This is a genomic window from Actinotignum timonense (assembly GCF_900155575.1).
Taxonomy (GTDB): Bacteria; Actinomycetota; Actinomycetes; order Actinomycetales; family Actinomycetaceae; genus Actinotignum; species Actinotignum timonense.
Genome location: NZ_LT706966.1, coordinates 2,049,874 through 2,066,932, shown reverse-complemented (window position 1 = coordinate 2,066,932; position 17,059 = coordinate 2,049,874). Strand labels below are relative to the sequence as shown.

Annotated in this window: 15 protein-coding genes; 12 read left to right on the top strand and 3 right to left on the bottom strand. The window is 62.6% G+C overall.

Annotated elements, in window-relative coordinates; all coding sequences use genetic code 11:
- The first annotated feature begins 16 nt into the window (after positions 1-16).
- Both CZ322_RS10030 and CZ322_RS08790 read left to right on the top strand, forming a co-directional pair.
- Positions 17-4,039, top strand: coding sequence for an SHIRT domain-containing protein (locus CZ322_RS10030; RefSeq protein ID WP_159455024.1), 4,023 nt, complete (start codon positions 17-19; stop codon positions 4,037-4,039).
- 223 nt (positions 4,040-4,262) lie between these two features.
- Positions 4,263-5,144: a formate/nitrite transporter family protein gene (locus tag CZ322_RS08790; protein WP_026428538.1), complete on the top strand. Its 882-nt coding sequence runs from the start codon at positions 4,263-4,265 to the stop codon at positions 5,142-5,144.
- A gap of 183 nt (positions 5,145-5,327) precedes the next feature.
- On the opposite strand, the gene CZ322_RS08785 is transcribed toward CZ322_RS08790, so the two are convergent.
- Complete coding sequence (locus tag CZ322_RS08785) at positions 5,328-6,422, bottom strand: YeiH family protein (protein ID WP_087070989.1); 1,095 nt, start codon at positions 6,420-6,422, stop codon at positions 5,328-5,330.
- Between the two features lie 64 nt (positions 6,423-6,486).
- Between CZ322_RS08785 and pyrH the strand changes: the two genes are divergently transcribed.
- The 6 genes from pyrH to CZ322_RS08755 all read left to right on the top strand — a co-directional run bounded on the left by pyrH (position 6,487) and on the right by CZ322_RS08755 (position 12,353).
- Positions 6,487-7,236: a UMP kinase gene (gene pyrH / locus CZ322_RS08780; RefSeq protein ID WP_087070988.1), complete on the top strand. Its 750-nt coding sequence runs from the start codon at positions 6,487-6,489 to the stop codon at positions 7,234-7,236.
- A 102-nt stretch (positions 7,237-7,338) separates the two neighbouring features.
- Positions 7,339-7,896 carry a ribosome recycling factor gene (gene frr, locus CZ322_RS08775; RefSeq protein WP_026428541.1) on the top strand — a complete coding sequence of 186 codons (558 nt, stop codon included), beginning with the start codon at positions 7,339-7,341 and terminating at the stop codon, positions 7,894-7,896.
- On the top strand, positions 7,896-8,774 hold the full coding sequence (locus CZ322_RS08770; RefSeq protein ID WP_087070987.1) for a phosphatidate cytidylyltransferase: 879 nt from the start codon (positions 7,896-7,898) through the stop codon (positions 8,772-8,774). Before frr ends, CZ322_RS08770 begins: the two co-directional genes overlap by 1 nt.
- A gap of 158 nt (positions 8,775-8,932) precedes the next feature.
- Positions 8,933-9,472, top strand: coding sequence for a DivIVA domain-containing protein (locus CZ322_RS08765; RefSeq protein WP_051278233.1), 540 nt, complete (start codon positions 8,933-8,935; stop codon positions 9,470-9,472).
- Between the two features lie 10 nt (positions 9,473-9,482).
- Positions 9,483-10,346 carry a GNAT family N-acetyltransferase gene (locus tag CZ322_RS08760; protein ID WP_087070986.1) on the top strand — a complete coding sequence of 288 codons (864 nt, stop codon included), beginning with the start codon at positions 9,483-9,485 and terminating at the stop codon, positions 10,344-10,346.
- Positions 10,347-10,529: 183 nt separating this feature from the next.
- On the top strand, positions 10,530-12,353 hold the full coding sequence (locus CZ322_RS08755) for a proline--tRNA ligase (RefSeq protein ID WP_180948639.1): 1,824 nt from the start codon (positions 10,530-10,532) through the stop codon (positions 12,351-12,353).
- A gap of 154 nt (positions 12,354-12,507) precedes the next feature.
- On the opposite strand, the gene CZ322_RS08750 is transcribed toward CZ322_RS08755, so the two are convergent.
- Positions 12,508-12,909, bottom strand: a complete 402-nt coding sequence (locus CZ322_RS08750) for a hypothetical protein (RefSeq protein WP_087070984.1) — start codon at positions 12,907-12,909, stop codon at positions 12,508-12,510.
- A 44-nt stretch (positions 12,910-12,953) separates the two neighbouring features.
- On the bottom strand, positions 12,954-14,117 hold the full coding sequence (locus CZ322_RS08745; RefSeq protein WP_087070983.1) for a hypothetical protein: 1,164 nt from the start codon (positions 14,115-14,117) through the stop codon (positions 12,954-12,956).
- Between the two features lie 292 nt (positions 14,118-14,409).
- On the opposite strand from CZ322_RS08745, the gene CZ322_RS08740 reads away from it, so the two are divergent.
- The 4 genes from CZ322_RS08740 to CZ322_RS10440 all read left to right on the top strand — a co-directional run bounded on the left by CZ322_RS08740 (position 14,410) and on the right by CZ322_RS10440 (position 17,011).
- Positions 14,410-14,961, top strand: a complete 552-nt coding sequence (locus CZ322_RS08740) for a ribosome maturation factor RimP (RefSeq protein WP_087070982.1) — start codon at positions 14,410-14,412, stop codon at positions 14,959-14,961.
- 14 nt (positions 14,962-14,975) lie between these two features.
- Complete coding sequence (gene nusA, locus CZ322_RS08735; RefSeq protein ID WP_234984559.1) at positions 14,976-16,073, top strand: transcription termination factor NusA; 1,098 nt, start codon at positions 14,976-14,978, stop codon at positions 16,071-16,073.
- 49 nt (positions 16,074-16,122) lie between these two features.
- Positions 16,123-16,452 carry a YlxR family protein gene (locus CZ322_RS08730; protein ID WP_087070980.1) on the top strand — a complete coding sequence of 110 codons (330 nt, stop codon included), beginning with the start codon at positions 16,123-16,125 and terminating at the stop codon, positions 16,450-16,452.
- A 127-nt stretch (positions 16,453-16,579) separates the two neighbouring features.
- Positions 16,580-17,011 carry a translation initiation factor IF-2 N-terminal domain-containing protein gene (locus CZ322_RS10440; RefSeq protein WP_087070979.1) on the top strand — a complete coding sequence of 144 codons (432 nt, stop codon included), beginning with the start codon at positions 16,580-16,582 and terminating at the stop codon, positions 17,009-17,011.
- The last annotated feature ends 48 nt before the right edge of the window (positions 17,012-17,059 follow it).

Genomic DNA, 17,059 nt, shown 5'->3' with positions numbered 1-17,059 from the left:
ACGCAAGAAACGCAAGTTGAAAGATAGGAATAACAACGTGGGCAAGAAAATTGTTGCGGTAGTAGCCGCGGCCCTCCTTGGTTTTTCAACGAATGCTCTGATATCCCCAGCCTTTGCGGCGACAACGGTGGGGACGGAGCAGGAGCTCCGCAGCGCCATCACTGCCGGTCAGAGCGTGAGCCTGAGCGCAGACATCACGCTCACCGGCGAAATTGAGATCCCGAGTAACGCGGATGTGAGCGTTGAGGGCCAGGGTCATACCATTACGGCCGGGGCACCGAGCACCGCGCCGGGCGGGGACGATCATTACAATATGTTCCGCACCGCGGGCGGGAAGGTGACCTTCTCCGACGTCACCCTTGATGCTGCTGGCAAACGGCGCGGGCTGTGGCTCGGTGCCGGTTCCGATGCCACCCTTGACAAGGTGGCGATCAAGAACGGCACAACCGCGGGAACCCGGAATTTCGAAGGCGGGGCCGTCTACGTTCTTGACGCTGCCCTGAACGTGACCAACGATTCGGTAATCGAAAACAATTCGAGTATCTGGTCGCAGGCCACCTACGATATGCGGGTCGCGGATGAGACGAAGAAGGATCCCGCCTTTGGGAGTCTTCCTGGTGATACACAGAGCAAGAAAATTAGCCAGACGCCTAACGGTGGGGCGATTTACGCGACCGGTGCGCGCTCCACGGTGACCATCAGCGATTCCGTGCTCCGTACTAACCAGACGAAGGATCATTCGCAGGACGGTGCGGGGGTACGCGGCAACGAAGGGAACGGCGGCGCCATCTTCATGGACGGTGCGGCCACGCTGGTGGCGGAGCGGACCTCCTTCATTGATAACCACGTCGCCCGGGTCTCCACCGGTGGATACCAAGGCGGTGCGATTTATGCGGGTGACGGGACGACGGCGCGCATCACCGGCAGCACCATCAACGTTGGCGCACCCTTCAATACCGGCGGGTTCCTCCGTGCCTTCAATGCGAAAGTCACCGTAGATAACAGTGATTTCACCTTCACGGGGCGGGGGGATGCCTACGGAATTTCCGGCGGTGCTTTTACCAGCCAGAACTCGGCGCTAAAAATCAATAATTCGCGCTTCGTGGCCAGTGATAGCTCCAAGGTGACTTTCGCCGGCGGTTTCATCGATATCGTCGGCACCGGAAGTTTCGAACTCACTAATTCGCAACTAACGGGGCGCGGCAGCGGCAACGGAGAGGGCCTGGCCACCTTCGGCGGCGCTATTGCCTTCGAAACCGGATCGAGTGCCACCGCGGTGATCCAAGGCTCCACCATTCGCGATGTGCACGCCGATTCCAACGGCGGTGCAATTTCGCTTTCTACCCGGATCGGTGAAGAATCCGCGGTCAATCTCCGCGTTGTTGATTCCACGATTTCCAATGCCGGAACCTTGGTCTGGGGACCCGCCACGCAAGTTGGCGGCGCGCTCTTCGTAGGCCCGGGAAATACGGTAACGCTGGAAGGTGCGACGCTCAGCTCCGGGCGCTCGGGCCGCGGCGGTCTCATCTACAACCAAGGATCGACCACCATTACCGGCGGGACGGGGCCCTCGAAGCTCTCGGGTGGCTCTGTCTATTCGGCAGTTGGCGCGGGTATTTTCAATGACGGCTACCTGAAACTCGACGATATGAGTCTGAGCGGCAACAAGAAGGGCGACTGGTCAGTACACCAGGACCATCCCTCGAGCATCGAAGTGGATGGTGCCCGGATCGGGGAGTACCCGGGCTTGAATGTGTACGCCAATAAGGACGTGATCATCACTCCCAAGGCGCGCCTTGATGCCGGTGACGTGCGGGTGATCGATGGACAATCTGCGGTGCTCCTGACGGGCAAGCTCGCCAACCAGCTCAATATTTCCCTCAGCGAGAATGTCAAGAATGCCAGTGAAACGCCCTACGCCGGGCAAAACGAGCCGGCGCAGCGCTACATCGGCTATACGGTGGCGAAGGGTGTGGACGGCTACGTACCCGGCGCAGATGACGCGAATACGGTCCACTATGTCACTCGTGATAACCGCCAGGCTGCCGCGGAATTCGGTGATCATACGGGTGCGGGTTCCTGGGATTACGTGATTTCCGATGAGGGCACCGTGGTTCTCGGGCAGCGCGCCACGATGTGGTACCACCCCAATGAGGGGCATTTCGATGCCCAAGCGCAGAACGCTGAGGCAGAACAGCCCTATACGATCTATTCCTCGACAAAGCTCCTTCAGGAGCACCCGGCGGCGCGCCCTGCCCAAATGACCCCGTACCAGGGCGCGAACCCGGTTCGCGAGGAGAAGCGCACCATTACCGACAGCCTGGGCCGCACCGCCGAGCTCGGCACCTACACATTCGTAGGGTGGTATTGCTCCACCGTCACTCCCACCGAAATTGCGGGCGGGCAGGCGAACGATAAAGGATACGATTTCGCGCAGGCCTTTACCGACGGCGCCGCCACTAACTCCGTGACCGACGCCAAGGGGCACAAGAACCCGTGCACGGTCGCCAGCCGAGTATTTGGCAGCGAGACGGTGCGCTCTGAGCCCGCACCGTCACAGCCTGCTGCCCCTATCACGCAGATTGTGGAACCGCATGAGCTCACGGCCTACGCGGGCTACGCTCCCGCTTATGGTGTGACCTCTACATTCGTGAGCGGTACCGCCGGCAAGGACCTCCCTGAAGGCGTGAAGAAGCAGACGCCCGCTATCGACACCAAGAACGGTGCTGGCTATACGGAGGGCGAGACGGTGAAACCGGCGGATGCGGCAGGCTTCACGGCAGTGCCCGATGGTAACGGCAAGTGGACCTTCCAAGGCTGGGATGCGAGCAGCAAAAAGATCACCGGTGCCGATCAGGACTTCACCGGTACTTGGGTGTGGCAGCAGCAGCTCTTCAAGGTAACCCACGAATTCCGAGCGGCTGACGGCGCTAACAAAGCGCTGCCCGCAGCGCTAGCGGCGCGCACTCCCGCCGATAACCTCGGTGAGAATGGCAAGGGTTTCCCGAAGGGAACACTTGTTACCCCAACCGACACCTTCGATAAGGCGAAATACTCGGATACTCCCGGGGAAGTCTGGTCTTTCACGGGGTGGGACCGCGCGAGCGACACCATTACCGATGCCGACGTTCACTTCCTTGGCACCTGGGGCCTGACTCTCTATCCGCAGCCGGCCATCATGGGAAGCTACGGTGAATGGCAAGATGAGCAGGTTACCTGCGAGAAAAATACCGTGACGCAGACCCGCATCAAGACCATGTATACGGTTTTCTGGAATACCACCACCCTGGAGTGGGATAAGCGCGGTACTACTGAAACGGAGACTCAGGAGCGGGAGAAGACGCCGGAGGAAGTGAAGGCTTGCACGACGGTGCCCACCAAGGACCCGACGTTCACCGAGTGGGTTGATGGGGAGAAATCCTGCGAGACTCACCAGGTGGCTCAATCCCGCACCAGGACCACGTATACGTATACCTGGAATGCGGCTACCTTGAGCTACGACGAAACAGCGACGCCGAGCACCGAGACGCAATCTCGGCCAATGACCGCTGCGGAAATCAAGGAATGCGCGGTGGAGCCAGATCCGGAGCCGGAGCCTGGGCCGCAGCCACCCGCACCGGGGCCGCAACCGGAACCTGGTCCACAACCTGAACCGGGGCCGGCACCGCAGCCCGATCCAGGGCCGGGGCCGTGCCCGGAGCCGGATCCCCAACCGGATCCGCAACCGGAACCGAGCAAGCAGCCTACGCCGCGTCCTGATCCGCACCCGAGTGTTACGCCGACGGTGCCTGGAACGCCGAGCCTCGAGCCTACCGGGGAGCCGAGTCTGATTCCGACACCGGAGCAGACGCCGACGGCTGGGCAGCCATCCAATCCGGCGCCGGTGCCTACAGCGGAGCAAAGGCCCACGCCAACAGCTGAGCGCTCGCAGCGACTCGTGCATACAGGGAGCGGGGCTGGCGCCGCCATTGGCGCAGCCCTCCTCTCGATGCTCCTGGGGGCTGGTGCCCTGGGTTATCGACGTAGTGAGCGTCGCTAAACAGGCAGCGTTGAGATAACTGAGCCGCGCGCTCCGTCCGCTAAGGACGGGGCGCGCGGCTCCGTCGTCGTACCACCGTGTGCGCCGTGCCCACCGCACTACCCGCACCATAGGGCCCGCCGTCCGCGCCGTGCCCCGTCTCTATCTGCTCATAAATATCTATAGCTCCCAGCGGGCACTTTCACATAAGATGAGGGGCGCTGAACTGACAAAGGAGTAAGAGGTGAGCATAACCATTCCTGATCCGCATACCCTCGCGGTTGAAAACGCCCGCGCGGCATACAAGAAAACTAAGAAACCGCTGACGCGATCCTTCGTGATGGCGCTCTCCGGCGGTGCCTTCATTGGCATGGGTTACATTTTCTACATTACGTCGCAACAGGGCCTGGCTGACGGGCCGCTTGGCCCGGCGAAAGTCCTGGGAGGCCTGTGCTTCTCCGTCGGCCTCATCCTGGTGGTGCTGACCGGCTCGGACCTCTTCACCTCAACCACGATGACGGTCATGCCGCTCTACCACAAGCGGGTGCGCCCACGGCGCTTCTTCGCTCACTGGGGCACCTCCCTGGCCGGTAATCTAGTTGGGGCACTGTTCCTGGCGTTGCTCGTCTTCGGGGCCGGCCAGGCGCTCTCCAATGGCGGGGCATGGGGCGAAGTTGCCCTCCACACGGCGGCGGGCAAGGCCGCGCATTCTATCCCCGAGTCCTTCCTGCTGGGTGTGCTCGCGAATATCGCGGTGTGTGCCGGCGTGTGGATCGCGCAATCGGGGCGGTCCACGGCGGATAAGATTCTCGCTTGCCTGTGCCCCATCCCGCTCTTCGTTGCCGCCGGATTCGAGCACTCCATCGCCAATATGTTCCTGCTTCCGCTCGGCCTCATGTGCAAGTACTGGGGCGGGGATGCCTTCTGGAATTCCGAAGCGGTGCTCGCTTCCGGCCACGGGCTCGCCGACTACGCCGCGTTCACGCCGGGCGCCGTCGCCCTCAATATCGGTGTGGTGATTCTCGGCAATATTGTGGGCGGCGGTTTCATCCTCGCCACCTACTTCTGGGTTGCGTATCTGCGTGACGACGACGCAGCCGACGTTTACGACGCGCCGCTCAAGTAATCCACGGCGCTACCGCCATCGCCCCGGCTACGGGGCAAGGACATTCCCAGGTACCGGCGCATAACCATCTCGGGTACGGGGCAAGATTTTTCCCGGCCACGGGGCAAAGAACGGCGCAAAGAAAGTGGGGGCTCTCCTAAGTGGAGGCCCCCGCTTTCGCGTGTGTCGGATGCTACGCGGCTGCTACACCACGAAAACGGCCACGCAAGCCAGCCCGATCCCCACGATTACCAAGGTGAGAAGGAAACCGAAGAGGACGGTGCGTGCCCCCGTATGCATAATCGTCTTGAGGTGGACACCGGCGCCCATGGCGCCCATGGCGGCGATGAGAAGCCAGTTAGCGACGTCGTTACCAAGAATCTGCAAGGCGCTGGCCGCCCAAGCCTGGTTTTCCAGCACGGAGGCGATCCCCACCGCGATAAGGAAGCCGAGCACGAACAGCGGAATGAGGGGAGCGGAACTGCGCGCCTGGCCGTGGGCATCAAGCGCCGCCCCGTCCAGCCCCGCGGCGCGGGCCTCACGTTGCTTAGCGGCGCGCTCCAGTAGCCCCACCACGGCGATAACGGCGGCCAGGCACACCACGCGCCCGAGTTTGGCAGCGGTAGCGGTATCGGCCACCCCACCGTAAATATTCGCGGCGGCCACCACCTGGCCAACCTCGTGAATGGTGGCACCCATCCACACCGCCGCCTGATTGGCGCTCAAATCCAGCAGGTGAGCCAGCCAGGGGAGGGCCACCAGGGTGAGGGTACCGAAAAGCGTGACGCAGGCAATGGCGGTTGCCGCGGCGGTATCGCGCTCATCTTCGTTACGTACCCGCACCACGGCGGAGGTTCCCGCCACCGCGGAGGCGCCGCAGATTGAGGTGCCCACGGCGGTGAGAATAGCCGAGGCATGGGGCACCCGCAGGAGTTTACTTAGCGGCACCGAAATGAGCATTGTTGCGGTCACGCAGGTGATGATGGTGATGAGAGTGCCCCAGCCCAGTCCCAAAATCGCGGGGATGGACAGGCGCAGCCCCAGGAGCACCACCCCGGTGCGCAGCACCCGCTTGGACGTGAAGGTGAGACCGCGGTTGGCCGAGCGGGGAATAAGTCCCAGGTTACGCACTAGCATGCCCAATACGATGGCAAAGAGCATGGCAGAGAGAAGGGGCATCAACTTACTCAAGCCCCAGGATGCCACCGCGATGAGAGCGGCGAGCAGCACGCCCGGCGTGAGGGCGCGCAAGGACGCTGCCCACGTGGCGGCGTCGAAAGAAGTATTTTTATTAGACACCCGGATATTATGCCTTAGCGCGCGCTGGTATGGTTAAGCCCGATGAACTGAGCGACGGGAGGCAATGGTGACACTACTGGAACATGACGCGAGCTCGGATGGAGTCCGCCGAGTTCTTCTAAAACTATCTGGAGAAACTTTTGGGGCGGGTAGCGTCGGTGTCGATGCCACGGTGCTCCAGCGCGTCGCCGGGGAAATTGCCGAAGCGGCGGCTTCGGGAATCCAAGTAGCCATCGTTGTAGGCGGAGGAAACTTCTTCCGCGGAGCCGAATTGCAACAGTCCGGAATGGATCGGGCCCGGGCAGACTACATGGGGATGCTCGGCACCGTTATGAACGCGATCGCGCTCCAGGATTTCATTGAGCAGGCCGGCACCCAGTGCCGCGTGCAAACCGCGATCCAGATGACTCAGATCGCCGAACCTTATATTCCTCTGCGCGCCATCCGCCACCTCCAGAAAGGGCGGGTGGTTATTTTCGGCGCCGGGGCCGGTATGCCCTACTTCTCCACCGATACCGTATCCGCCCAGCGCGCCCTGGAACTGCGCTGCGATGAGCTCCTCATGGGTAAGAACGGGGTAGACGGAGTCTATACCGCCGATCCGCGTACCCATCCGGAAGCGGAAAAGCTCAGCGCCATTAGTTACGATACAGTGCTTTCCCACAACCTCCAGGTGGCCGACGGCGCCGCCTTTGCCCTGGCGCGGAATAACTCCCTGCCGATGCGGGTTTTCGGGATGACCGAGCCGGGAAATGTCACCGCCGCGCTGCGCGGTGAGAATATTGGAACGGTGGTCTCCGCTCAGGGCGCATAGCCCCGCTAAGCCGGTAAGATATGTCACATCGGGCGCGTGGATGCTGCTGCGTCGTCGTACCACGTAGCTACGCGCCGTGAACGAAACTGCGAAGGAAAAAACATGATTGAAGAAGCTTTGCGCGAAGCCCGCGAAAAGATGGGCAAAACTATTGAAGCAACCAGCGAAGAATTTTCGCATATCCGCTCCGGGCGGGCCAGCGCCGGGATGTTCAACCCGATTCTGGTGGATTACTACGGCACCCTCACGCCGCTCCAGCAGCTAGCCACCATCACCATTCCCGAACCGCGCACCGTGATGATCACGCCGTTCGATCCGGGTGCCAAGCAGGGTATCGACAAGGCACTGCGCGAATCTGACCTGGGCGTCAATCCTTCCGATGATGGCAATGTGCTGCGCGTGAACCTCCCGGCCCTGACCGAGGAACGCCGCAAGGATTACGTCAAGCTGGCCCGTACCCGCGCTGAAGATGGGCGCGTGTCCATCCGTGCGGTGCGTCGCAAGGCGAAGGACACCTTGGAGGCTATTCAAAAAGATGGCGAGGCCGGGGAAGATGAAGTCAAGCGCGCCGAAGACGAACTGGAAAAGCTGACGAAGAGCTTCGTGGAGCAGATCGATAAGCTCCTCGAAGGCAAGGAAAAGGACCTGCTCGAAATCTAATGTCGCGCCCCTCGTTGCGGAGCATGCTTGCTCCGCGTCCCCCGCAACCGCCGCGCCCCACCTCCTCGCGGGCCGGCCGTAATCTCAAAGCCGCCGTCCCCACCGCGCTCATCTTGCTGGCGCTGGTGGCGCTCAGTGTTCTCTGGCGCATCGAGCTTTTTGTGGTGCTCGTGGTGGTGGCGCTCAGCTTCGCTGTATGGGAGGCCGCGGGCGCGTTTCTCGCGCGCCGTATTCGACTCCCGCTCACGATGCTGCTGGCCGGGAATATCGCCATACTGGCACTTGCCTGGTGGCGCGGACTCGGCGCTGCCATGCTGGCTTTCGGGGCGACGGTGGTGGCCTGCGCCGTGTGGCTGGGGATACGCGACCGGGCGCGCGCACAGGTGAGCGACGCCGCCTGCGCAGTTTTCGTGTCCCTGTGGATTAGCGTGCTGGGGAGTTTCGCGGTGGCGCTGTGCCAGCTTGATTCCCCAGCGTGGATGGTGGCAGCGCTCATCCTCCTGCCCGTTGCCAATGACACGGGGGGCTGGGCCGCCGGCGTGCTTTTCGGGCGCCATCCGCTCGCCCCGCGCATTTCCCCGAAGAAAACTTGGGAGGGGCTGGCCGGGTCGGTGCTGGCCTGCCTGGTGGTGGCGCTGCTTCTTGCCACGGTGGCCCTGGGGCACAGTGTGTGGTGGGCGTTGGCCATCGGCATGGCGGCGGTGGTGTGCTGCACCGCCGGTGATCTGCTTGAATCACGCCTCAAGCGCTGGCTTGGTGTCAAGGATATGGGAGCAATTTTCCCCGGGCACGGTGGCATGCTGGATCGCATCGATTCCATCTTGCTCTGGGCGCCGTTCTGCTACCTCTTCTTCGCTGCGGCGCAAGGGGTGCTCTGAAGGACGCTCTAAATTTTCACACCGTAGTACCGGTCGGTGCTGCGCTGTGAGCGAGAGCGGCGCGTGGCGGGCGCATATGGCAAAATGAGTGCGGCACATTAAGAGGGAAGGTCGGCATGCTGGCACCGTGGTGCTGGCACAGACAAGTGAGGTGAGTTGTGAGCACGTTTAAGCGAGTGGGTCCGCTCACGCGCGGATACAATACCGAGCAGGTCGATGATTTCCTCGCCCGCGCGAAAGACGCATATTCGCGGGGAACTGGCGATATGGACGAAACGGATGTGCGGCGCGTCGGTTTTTCCCGCCAGCGCGGCGGATACGATCCGGCCCGCGTGGATGCCGCCCTCGATCGCCTCGAAGCCGCCTTTATTCACCTCAAGCGCGCTAATACCATCGGGGCGCGCGGGGAACAGGCTTGGCTCAACCTCGCCTACCAGGATGCCAAAAGTCTCTACCCGCGCCTGCTACGCCCGGCCGGGCAGCGTTTTGCCGACGCTGAAGGCTGGGGATACCGCAAAACGGACGTTGATGAACTTCTTGACCGCCTCGCCCGATATTTCGACGGTGAAGAAACCGTAACCTCTGAAGTGGTACGGGATGCTATTTTCCCGGAATCACGCGGAAAAAATGCTTATGATGAGGCCGTCGTGGACGTGTTCCTCGAGCGGGCTGTCAGCGTCTTGCTTGCGGTGGAGTAAACACACCGCGATGAAACGCTCCATTTGGCCGCATCGAGCCGCATCCTCGCTGCGCCGTCTCACGGGCGCGGATAAATCCCGCGCCCTGGAATTTTTAGCCCGCGACCCGATCAATTCCGTGCTCGCCCGCGTCAATGTGGAACGCATGGGCGTGGGAACATCCTCGGCGCTGGCGGCGATGCACCGCCGCGATATTGAAGCTCTCGCTTGGGACGGCGGGAATATTATTCCCCTCGGATTTTCAGCGGCGGGGCTGCGCGAACTAGGCGACGATATTCTGTCCCGGCATCGGGTAGCCTGCTCCATCCTCGGGCCGGCCGATCAGGTTCTTGGACTATGGGAGCATCTGGAGCGCTCCTGGAGTCCCGCCCGTGAGGTTCGCGCGCGCCAATATTCCCTCTCCCTGACCCACGCCTCCCCGGTGGTGCCCGATCCGCAGGTACGCCCGGCCGAACCCTGGGAATTTGGCGCTGTTTTTCCGGCGGCGGTGGCTATGTTCACCGAGGAAGTCGGATACGATCCCACCGTGTACGGGCCCACCTACGCACGCCGGGTCCGGGAGCTCATCCGCGCCGGCCGCACCTTCGTGCGCATGGGCATCGACCCCGCCACCGGCGCCCGGCGGGTGGAATTCAAGGCGGATATCGGTGCGTTGGCCGGGGGAGTGGCGCAGATCCAAGGCGTATGGACCGCTCCCGACCTGCGCGGGCGTGGGATCGCGACCCGGGCAATGGCCAGCGTCGTCGATCAGGTGCGCGCTCGCCATGCGCCCACCGTTTCCCTCTACGTCAATGACTACAATGCCGCCGCGGTGCGGCTCTACCAGCATGTGGGCTTCAGCCGCGCGGGGGAGTGGGCGACGGTTCTCCTCTAGCTGCGGGGCACCGTGCTCCGTCGTATGCGCCGTGCTGGGCGCCGTTCCGCGCGCCGTATGCACCGTGCCGCGCCGTCGCCCCGTCCACCACCGGTGCCGCACCGTCCTGCACCGGTGCCGCGCCCCGTACGCACCGTGCCGCGCCGTTCCCGGCAAGCGGGTAGAATGGCGGGCGTGCTGAGAATGTCTAGTCTTTTTGTGCGCACCTTGCGCGAAGACCCGGCCGACGCCGAGGTCGCCAGTCATAAGCTCCTAGTCCGTGGCGGGTACGTGCGGCGCGTGGCTCCCGGTATTTACACCTGGTTGCCGCTGGGCCTGCGGGTGCTGCGGAAAGTGGAGCAGGTTGTCCGCGAAGAAATGGATGCATCCGGGGCTCAGGAAGTACTTTTCCCGGCGCTGCTCCCGCGCGAACCCTACGAGGCCACAAACCGCTGGAGCGAATACGGCCCCACTCTTTTCAAGCTGGCGGACCGCAAAGGCAACGACATGTTGCTCGCCCCCACGCACGAGGAAATGTTCACGCTCCTCGTCAAGGATCTTTATTCTTCCTACAAGGATCTGCCCCTCACGCTTTACCAGATCCAAACGAAGTACCGCGATGAGGCCCGTCCGCGCGCCGGCGTGATTCGCGGGCGCGAATTCGTCATGAAGGATGCTTATTCCTTCGACATGGACGAGGCGGGGCTGGACGCTTCCTACAGTACGATGCGCGCGGCCTACCAGCGTATTTTTGAGCGCCTGGGCCTGCCTTACGCGATTGTCTCCGCCATGTCCGGTGCGATGGGTGGCTCGCGTTCGGAAGAGTTCCTGTTCCCCACCGCTATTGGGGAGGATACTTTTGTCCGGTCCGCGGGCGGTTACGCCGCGAATACCGAAGCGGTTACGACGCCGCCGCTCCCCGAGCAGGACTTCTCCGACGTTCCGGCACCCGAACTGGTGGACACCCCCGGGGCGAAAACCATTGCTGACCTGGTTGAGATGGCGAACCAGGTACATCCCCGCTCGGATCGCCCCTGGAATGCGGCCGATACCCTCAAGTCGGTTATCGTGACCCTCACCCATCCTGATGGCGAGAAGGAAGTGGTGGTCATCGCCCTTCCCGGGGATCGCGAAGTCGATATGAAGCGCGTGGAAGCTAGCTTGGCTCCGGCCGAAGTGGAGCTTGCTTCTCCTGAGGATATGGAGAAGTACCCGGGAATCGTGCCGGGTTATACCGGCCCCGGTGCGGTTGGCCCGCAAGCCCGCGGTGGCGTCGTTGCCGACGGTGCCGATGACGGTGCAGCAACCGGCGACGGCGCAACGGTGCCGGTGGCGCGCCTCCTCCTTGACCCCCACGTAGCCCGTGGCTCGCGCTGGATCGCGGGTGGTAACGCGGTGGATAAGCACGTATTCAACCTGGTGTACGGGCGTGATTTCGAGGCCGATGGCGCCATCGAAGCCGCGGAAGTACGCGCCGGCGACGAGGCCCCGGACGGCTCGGGCCCGCTCGATATCGCACGCGGTATCGAAATTGGCCATATTTTCCAGCTGGGGCGCAAATACGCCGAAGCTCTCGGCCTGACGGTGCTCGACGAAAACGGTAAAACCCGCGTGGTCACCATGGGTTCCTACGGTGTGGGTGTTTCCCGCGTCCTCGCCGCTATCGCCGAGCAGTACCACGATGAGAAGGGTCTGGTCTGGCCGGTGGGCGTCGCGCCCGCGCAGGTACATATCCTTGCTACCGGTAAGGACGACGCCGTCTTCTCCGCCGCGGAGGACTTAGCTACGCAGCTGACTGCCGCGGGTATCGAAGTCCTCTTCGATGACCGTCGTAAGGTGAGCGCCGGGGTGAAATTCGCTGATTACGAGCTCCTCGGTATGCCTTACGCGGTGGTGGTTGGGCGGGGCCTGGCCAACGGGACGGTGGAAGTCCGCACCCGCGCCACTGGGGAATCCGAAGACGTGGCGGTGGCGGATGCCGCCGCACGGGTACAGGAGATCCTGGCTGCTGCCCAGGCTAGCGAGTAAACATTCCCACGCTGGGTGACAGTGTGCTCGACTCTGATAACTGATAACCACAAAATGCGCTTCCAGCTACATAAATATGTATGCTCTGGAAGCGCATTTTGTGTGCCCTGGGGGAGTGCAGGCCGGATCCGACCGATAGCCGGCTGGCGTTTGGCTAAAAGGCACCTATGACTCCCACTGCGAAGCAGAAAGCCAGGAGAGTCCCCATATCCGCGACGGTCTCAAGATTGAACCCGAAACGGGGCGGTTTACTGCCGGGCTTGCGATATTTCTTGACGATGACGAATAAAATCGTGAAGACAGCGCAGGCGCCCAGCAACCGCGGCCACTGGTAGGCGAGTGCCTCGCCATAGCCCACCTTTTTCTCGAGTAGTGCCCGTGAATTATTGACGTGAAAAGCGAGTAACAAGAGAATCCACAGAACGTAATCGGCAAGCAGGTTCAAAATGCGGGACATGCGGCGCTCGATGGCGAGGTCCTCCTCTGAACGCGGCAATGGATCATTGAGGCCGGAGCGGTCTGAATCATCGCTGAGAGAAGCGTTGTTTGCATGCATACAACGTACCTTATTAGTTATTGATTATCGCAGGGATAACGCAATTAGCCTGCCGTGTGTGGCGAAAGCCCGGGGAGTGCTGCGATGCCAAGGCTCTGGCTGGCATCACCAGTGGCCCCGTTAGCTCCGTTCGCACCGTGAGCCCCGCCTGCACCGGTGCCACTGCCCCCATTGGGCCCACCGCCAGCACCATCCAAGGCAAGCACAAAATTGAGAGCTTCCGTGGCCGGAACCGGGCTATGCCACAGCGCCCCGATCAACGTAGCGTAAGCGGCGGATGCGAGTTCATCGTCTGCAACAGCCGGGAGCGGAACGCTGGCGGCTCGGGTATCCGGGGTGCCGGCCCGAAGTAGGGCTTCCTCCAGATCAGCAATGCGCGCGATGCGTTCCATGCGTTCGGCATGCCCGTCCATGCCGCGGCGTGCCGCATCAACTTCATACCACTGGCGGGCCGTATTCGCGGCTGCGAGAAGCTTCTCGTCGCCGCCCGCCGGCACCAGTAGGGCGACGTCGTACCTGGGGCCACCCGCATCCTCGGCACCAAAGGGATCCGGGGCGGGTAACCCGGCAGCCTCAGCCACGGTCTGAGCATCCCACGTTGCCCGCAGCGCCATAGCTAAATAAAGCGCGCGCTCCCCGGCTGCTTCCTCGGAGATCTCCTCGCGAGCGACGGCGCCTTTCATTGTGCCGCCTGTCGCACCATCTGCCCCGTTTTTCACCGGAGCTTCCGCTGTGGGCAGTAGCGCATCTGCCGCAGTCACCGCCACGGTGCTGATCTTGGATAATTCCGCGAGTAACTCAGCGGCATCCGGACCAAGAGGAGAAGGCTCGGGAGAATTTGTATGCCCGGCCGGGGCACCGCTCGGCCACGCCTGCCACACCCCGCCCAGCTGGTTCTCCCACGCGCTCGCGTGCTCGGCAACATCTTGGAATACCTGCGCGGCGTAGCCGCCCGTTTCAGCGGCCAGGTCGGTGGCGGCCGCGGAGCACCGTTGGGATGCCACGGCAAGGCTTTGGCGCAGTTCTTGCGTCGTCGTCATGGGCGCGGGGGAGGGATCGCCATGTTCCCACCGTGCTCCCATCGCAATAAGAATGGCGCCAATAATGAGAATAGCGAGCACGGCGGTGCCCACCAGCTGCACCGTGGTTCGAACCGGCTGAGAGGTGCGCCGATGAGCGGGCGCTCCGCTCCGGGGTGCAGCTGCCATGCTTCTCCGCTTTCTTGACGAGAACAAAACCGCTTATATTGTGCCACCTCCACCGGCCTGGGAGACGGTGCGCGCGCTGATGACGGTGCGCGCGCTGGTAACGGTGCGCGCGGATAACGGTGCGCTGCGCACCGTGCCACCGTGCCACTATCGGCGCCGGCAGCGATACCTGCACCGTGGGAGACGGCGGGTGATAGCTGCACCGTCGGCGAGCGCGGTCATCCCTGCACCGTGAGCACCGTCTGGCACGCCCGTGTACCACGGTGCGGCGCGGAAACTGTAGGATTAGCCCATGAGTCATTCCAAGAGTTCGCGTCCTCCCGCGCGGCGGGACCGCCGCTCTACCGGGCCCCGTAAATCCAGTCAGGCACAGCGGACCGGTGAAATCATCGCCGCGATTGAACCTCTTGTCTCGCAATGCGGACTCTACCTGGAAGGCGTGACGGTGGGCCGTGCCGGCGGGCGCGCCGTCGTTCAGGTCACGGTCGATCTTCCCAGCGGCCCCGGCGGTGTTGGCTCGGATCAGCTCACCGACGTTTCGCGTCTTATTTCCGCGCGTTTGGACGATGTCGACCTCGTCCAGGGTGCCTATAACCTTGAAGTGTCCACCCCCGGTGCCACCCGCCCGCTCGTGGAGCCGCGCCACTTTTCTCGCGCCGTGGGGCGCCTGCTGCGTCTGACGCCCTCCGGTGAGGATGAGATCGTGACCAGGCTGCGCGCTGTTGAAGGAGATACCCTCGTTCTCGCATCAGATAACGGGGGAGCGGAACGGCGCTTACCCATTGGCCGGGTGGAACGGGCCCGCGTTGATATTGAATTCCATCGCGACGGCGAGGAAGAGTAGGAGAAATCGTGGATATTCAAATTCACATGAACGAGCTGCGGGCCCTGGAAAGTGAACTTGGTCTGAGCTCCGATGTACTCGTCGAAGCAATTGAAGATGCCTTGCTGCACGCATACGCACGGGTACCCGGTGCGATTCGCGGGGCCCGGGTCGATATGGATCGGCGCACCGGCAAAATTGTGGTGTGGGCCCCGGAAATTGACGAAGAAGGCAACGTCGTCGGTGAATTCGATGACACGCCGCACGATTTTGGGCGCATTGCAACGGCGACGGCGAAATCCGTGATCGCCCAGCGCCTCAAAGAAGCCGAAGCGAATCGCGTGCTCGGCTCCTTCAAAAATAAGCAGGGTGACATTATTTCCGGCGTGGTGCAAGGCCGGGCCGGGCGCGATAGCTTCTCCCGCGATCTCCTTGTGGAAGTCGGGGATCACGAAGCTATTTTGCGTGCGGAAGAACAGGTTCCCACCGAGCACCTCAACCGCGGGGATCGCATCCGCGCCCTTGTTTTAGATGTGGTAGTCACCAGCCGCGGTGCCTCCATTCGGCTTTCGCGTACCCATCCGGATTTTGTGCGCCGTCTCTTCGAACTCGAAGTGCCTGAAATTGCTAGCGGCACCGTGGAACTCGTGGCGCTCGCGCGCGAAGCGGGGCACCGCTCCAAGCTCGCCGTATACGCCGAGGATCCGGAGGTTAATGCCAAGGGCGCGTGTATCGGCCATAACGGTCAGCGCGTGCGCGCGGTCACCACGGAGCTGGGCGGGGAGAAAATTGACATCGTTGATTACAACGATGACCCGGCGGTATTTATCGCCGCGTCGCTGTCCCCCGCGAAGGTAAGCCGGGTGGATATCCTCTCCGCGGAGAAGCGCCAGGCTCGCGCCATTGTTCCCGATGGGCAGGCGTCCCTCGCTATCGGTAAAGAAGCACAGAATGTGCGCCTGGCTGCCAAGCTCACCGGGTGGTCCATCGATATTCGTAAAGAATCCGATGTACAAGAAGCCTCCGGTGGCGACGTCGCAGACGGCGCCGCTCCCGCCATCCCCGCCGTTGAAGCAAGCGCCGCTGAACACGGGGAAGATCACGCGCCGCATCCGCATGATGACGTGCGTTAGTAGCATCTTGCCGCTAAAATAGATAGGGTGTGACTTTCGAGGCGGTGGGATGATGGCGAAAAATCCGCGCATGTGCGTGGGCTGCCGTCAGCGTGCCGCCCGGGAGGAACTGGTGCGCTTAGCGCTCACCGATGCGGGAGTCGTTGTGGATAAGGAACGGCGGCTGCCCGGCCGGGGAGCGTGGGTGCATCCCCGCNTCACCGATGCGGGAGTCGTTGTGGATAAGGAACGGCGGCTGCCCGGCCGGGGAGCGTGGGTGCATCCCCGCCCTGACTGTCTAGCCAGGGGAATGCGGACGGGACAACTTGCGCATGCCTTTCGCTGCGCCGTCGTTCTTCCTCCGCATGCCGTAACAGAAGTAATCAGTTCGCTCGCGTGAGCGGAGCGAAAACCCGAGACCAAGAAAGCGGGTTGGAAGCTGATGGGCACCCGATGAGTACCCAACGATGAACAACCGGATTTAACGGGTCCGCGCGCACTTTTGCCGGGCCCAACGAAGGAGAACTGTGGCAAAAGTCCGCGTCCATGAACTCGCCAAGGAACTGGGGGTGACCAGCAAAAAGCTGCTGGCCACACTCAAGGAGAATGGCGAATTCGTCAAATCTGCCTCGTCCACCATTGAGGCACCTGTTGTGCGTAAAGCACGTGAATACTTTGAAGCGCACCCCGAATTGGTTGAATCCAAGGGGAGCGGCAAGCCGGCACCACGCAAGCCGGTTCGTAAGCATCCTGTGGCCCCCGATGCGGTGGATATGCCCGCCGGTTCGGCCTCGATTGTCGATGTGACGGCGCAGGCGAAGGCCGCCACGAAATCCGATGCCGCCGGTACCGCTGGCGCCGGTGCACCCAAACCCGGCCCGAAGCCGGCCCCGGCCAAGCAGCATGTGGATAGCGCCGCGGCGCCCACCCCTGCCGCGGCGGCAGGCAGATGGGCATAAGAGACAGGCGTTGGCTCGGATCAGCTCACCGACGCTTCGCGTCTTTTT

What these genes read in the sequence shown, in the direction of transcription:
- pyrH (WP_087070988.1), top strand. Translation starts at nt 6,487, where the DNA reads ATGGTGACACTACTGGAACATGACGCGAGCTCGGATGGAGTCCGCCGA.
- frr (WP_026428541.1), top strand. Translation starts at nt 7,339, where the DNA reads ATGATTGAAGAAGCTTTGCGCGAAGCCCGCGAAAAGATGGGCAAAACT.
- CZ322_RS08770 (WP_087070987.1), top strand. Translation starts at nt 7,896, where the DNA reads ATGTCGCGCCCCTCGTTGCGGAGCATGCTTGCTCCGCGTCCCCCGCAA.
- CZ322_RS08760 (WP_087070986.1), top strand. Translation starts at nt 9,483, where the DNA reads ATGAAACGCTCCATTTGGCCGCATCGAGCCGCATCCTCGCTGCGCCGT.
- CZ322_RS08755 (WP_180948639.1), top strand. Translation starts at nt 10,530, where the DNA reads ATGTCTAGTCTTTTTGTGCGCACCTTGCGCGAAGACCCGGCCGACGCC.
- CZ322_RS08750 (WP_087070984.1), bottom strand. Translation starts at nt 12,909, where the DNA reads ATGCATGCAAACAACGCTTCTCTCAGCGATGATTCAGACCGCTCCGGC.
- CZ322_RS08745 (WP_087070983.1), bottom strand. Translation starts at nt 14,117, where the DNA reads ATGGCAGCTGCACCCCGGAGCGGAGCGCCCGCTCATCGGCGCACCTCT.
- CZ322_RS08740 (WP_087070982.1), top strand. Translation starts at nt 14,410, where the DNA reads ATGAGTCATTCCAAGAGTTCGCGTCCTCCCGCGCGGCGGGACCGCCGC.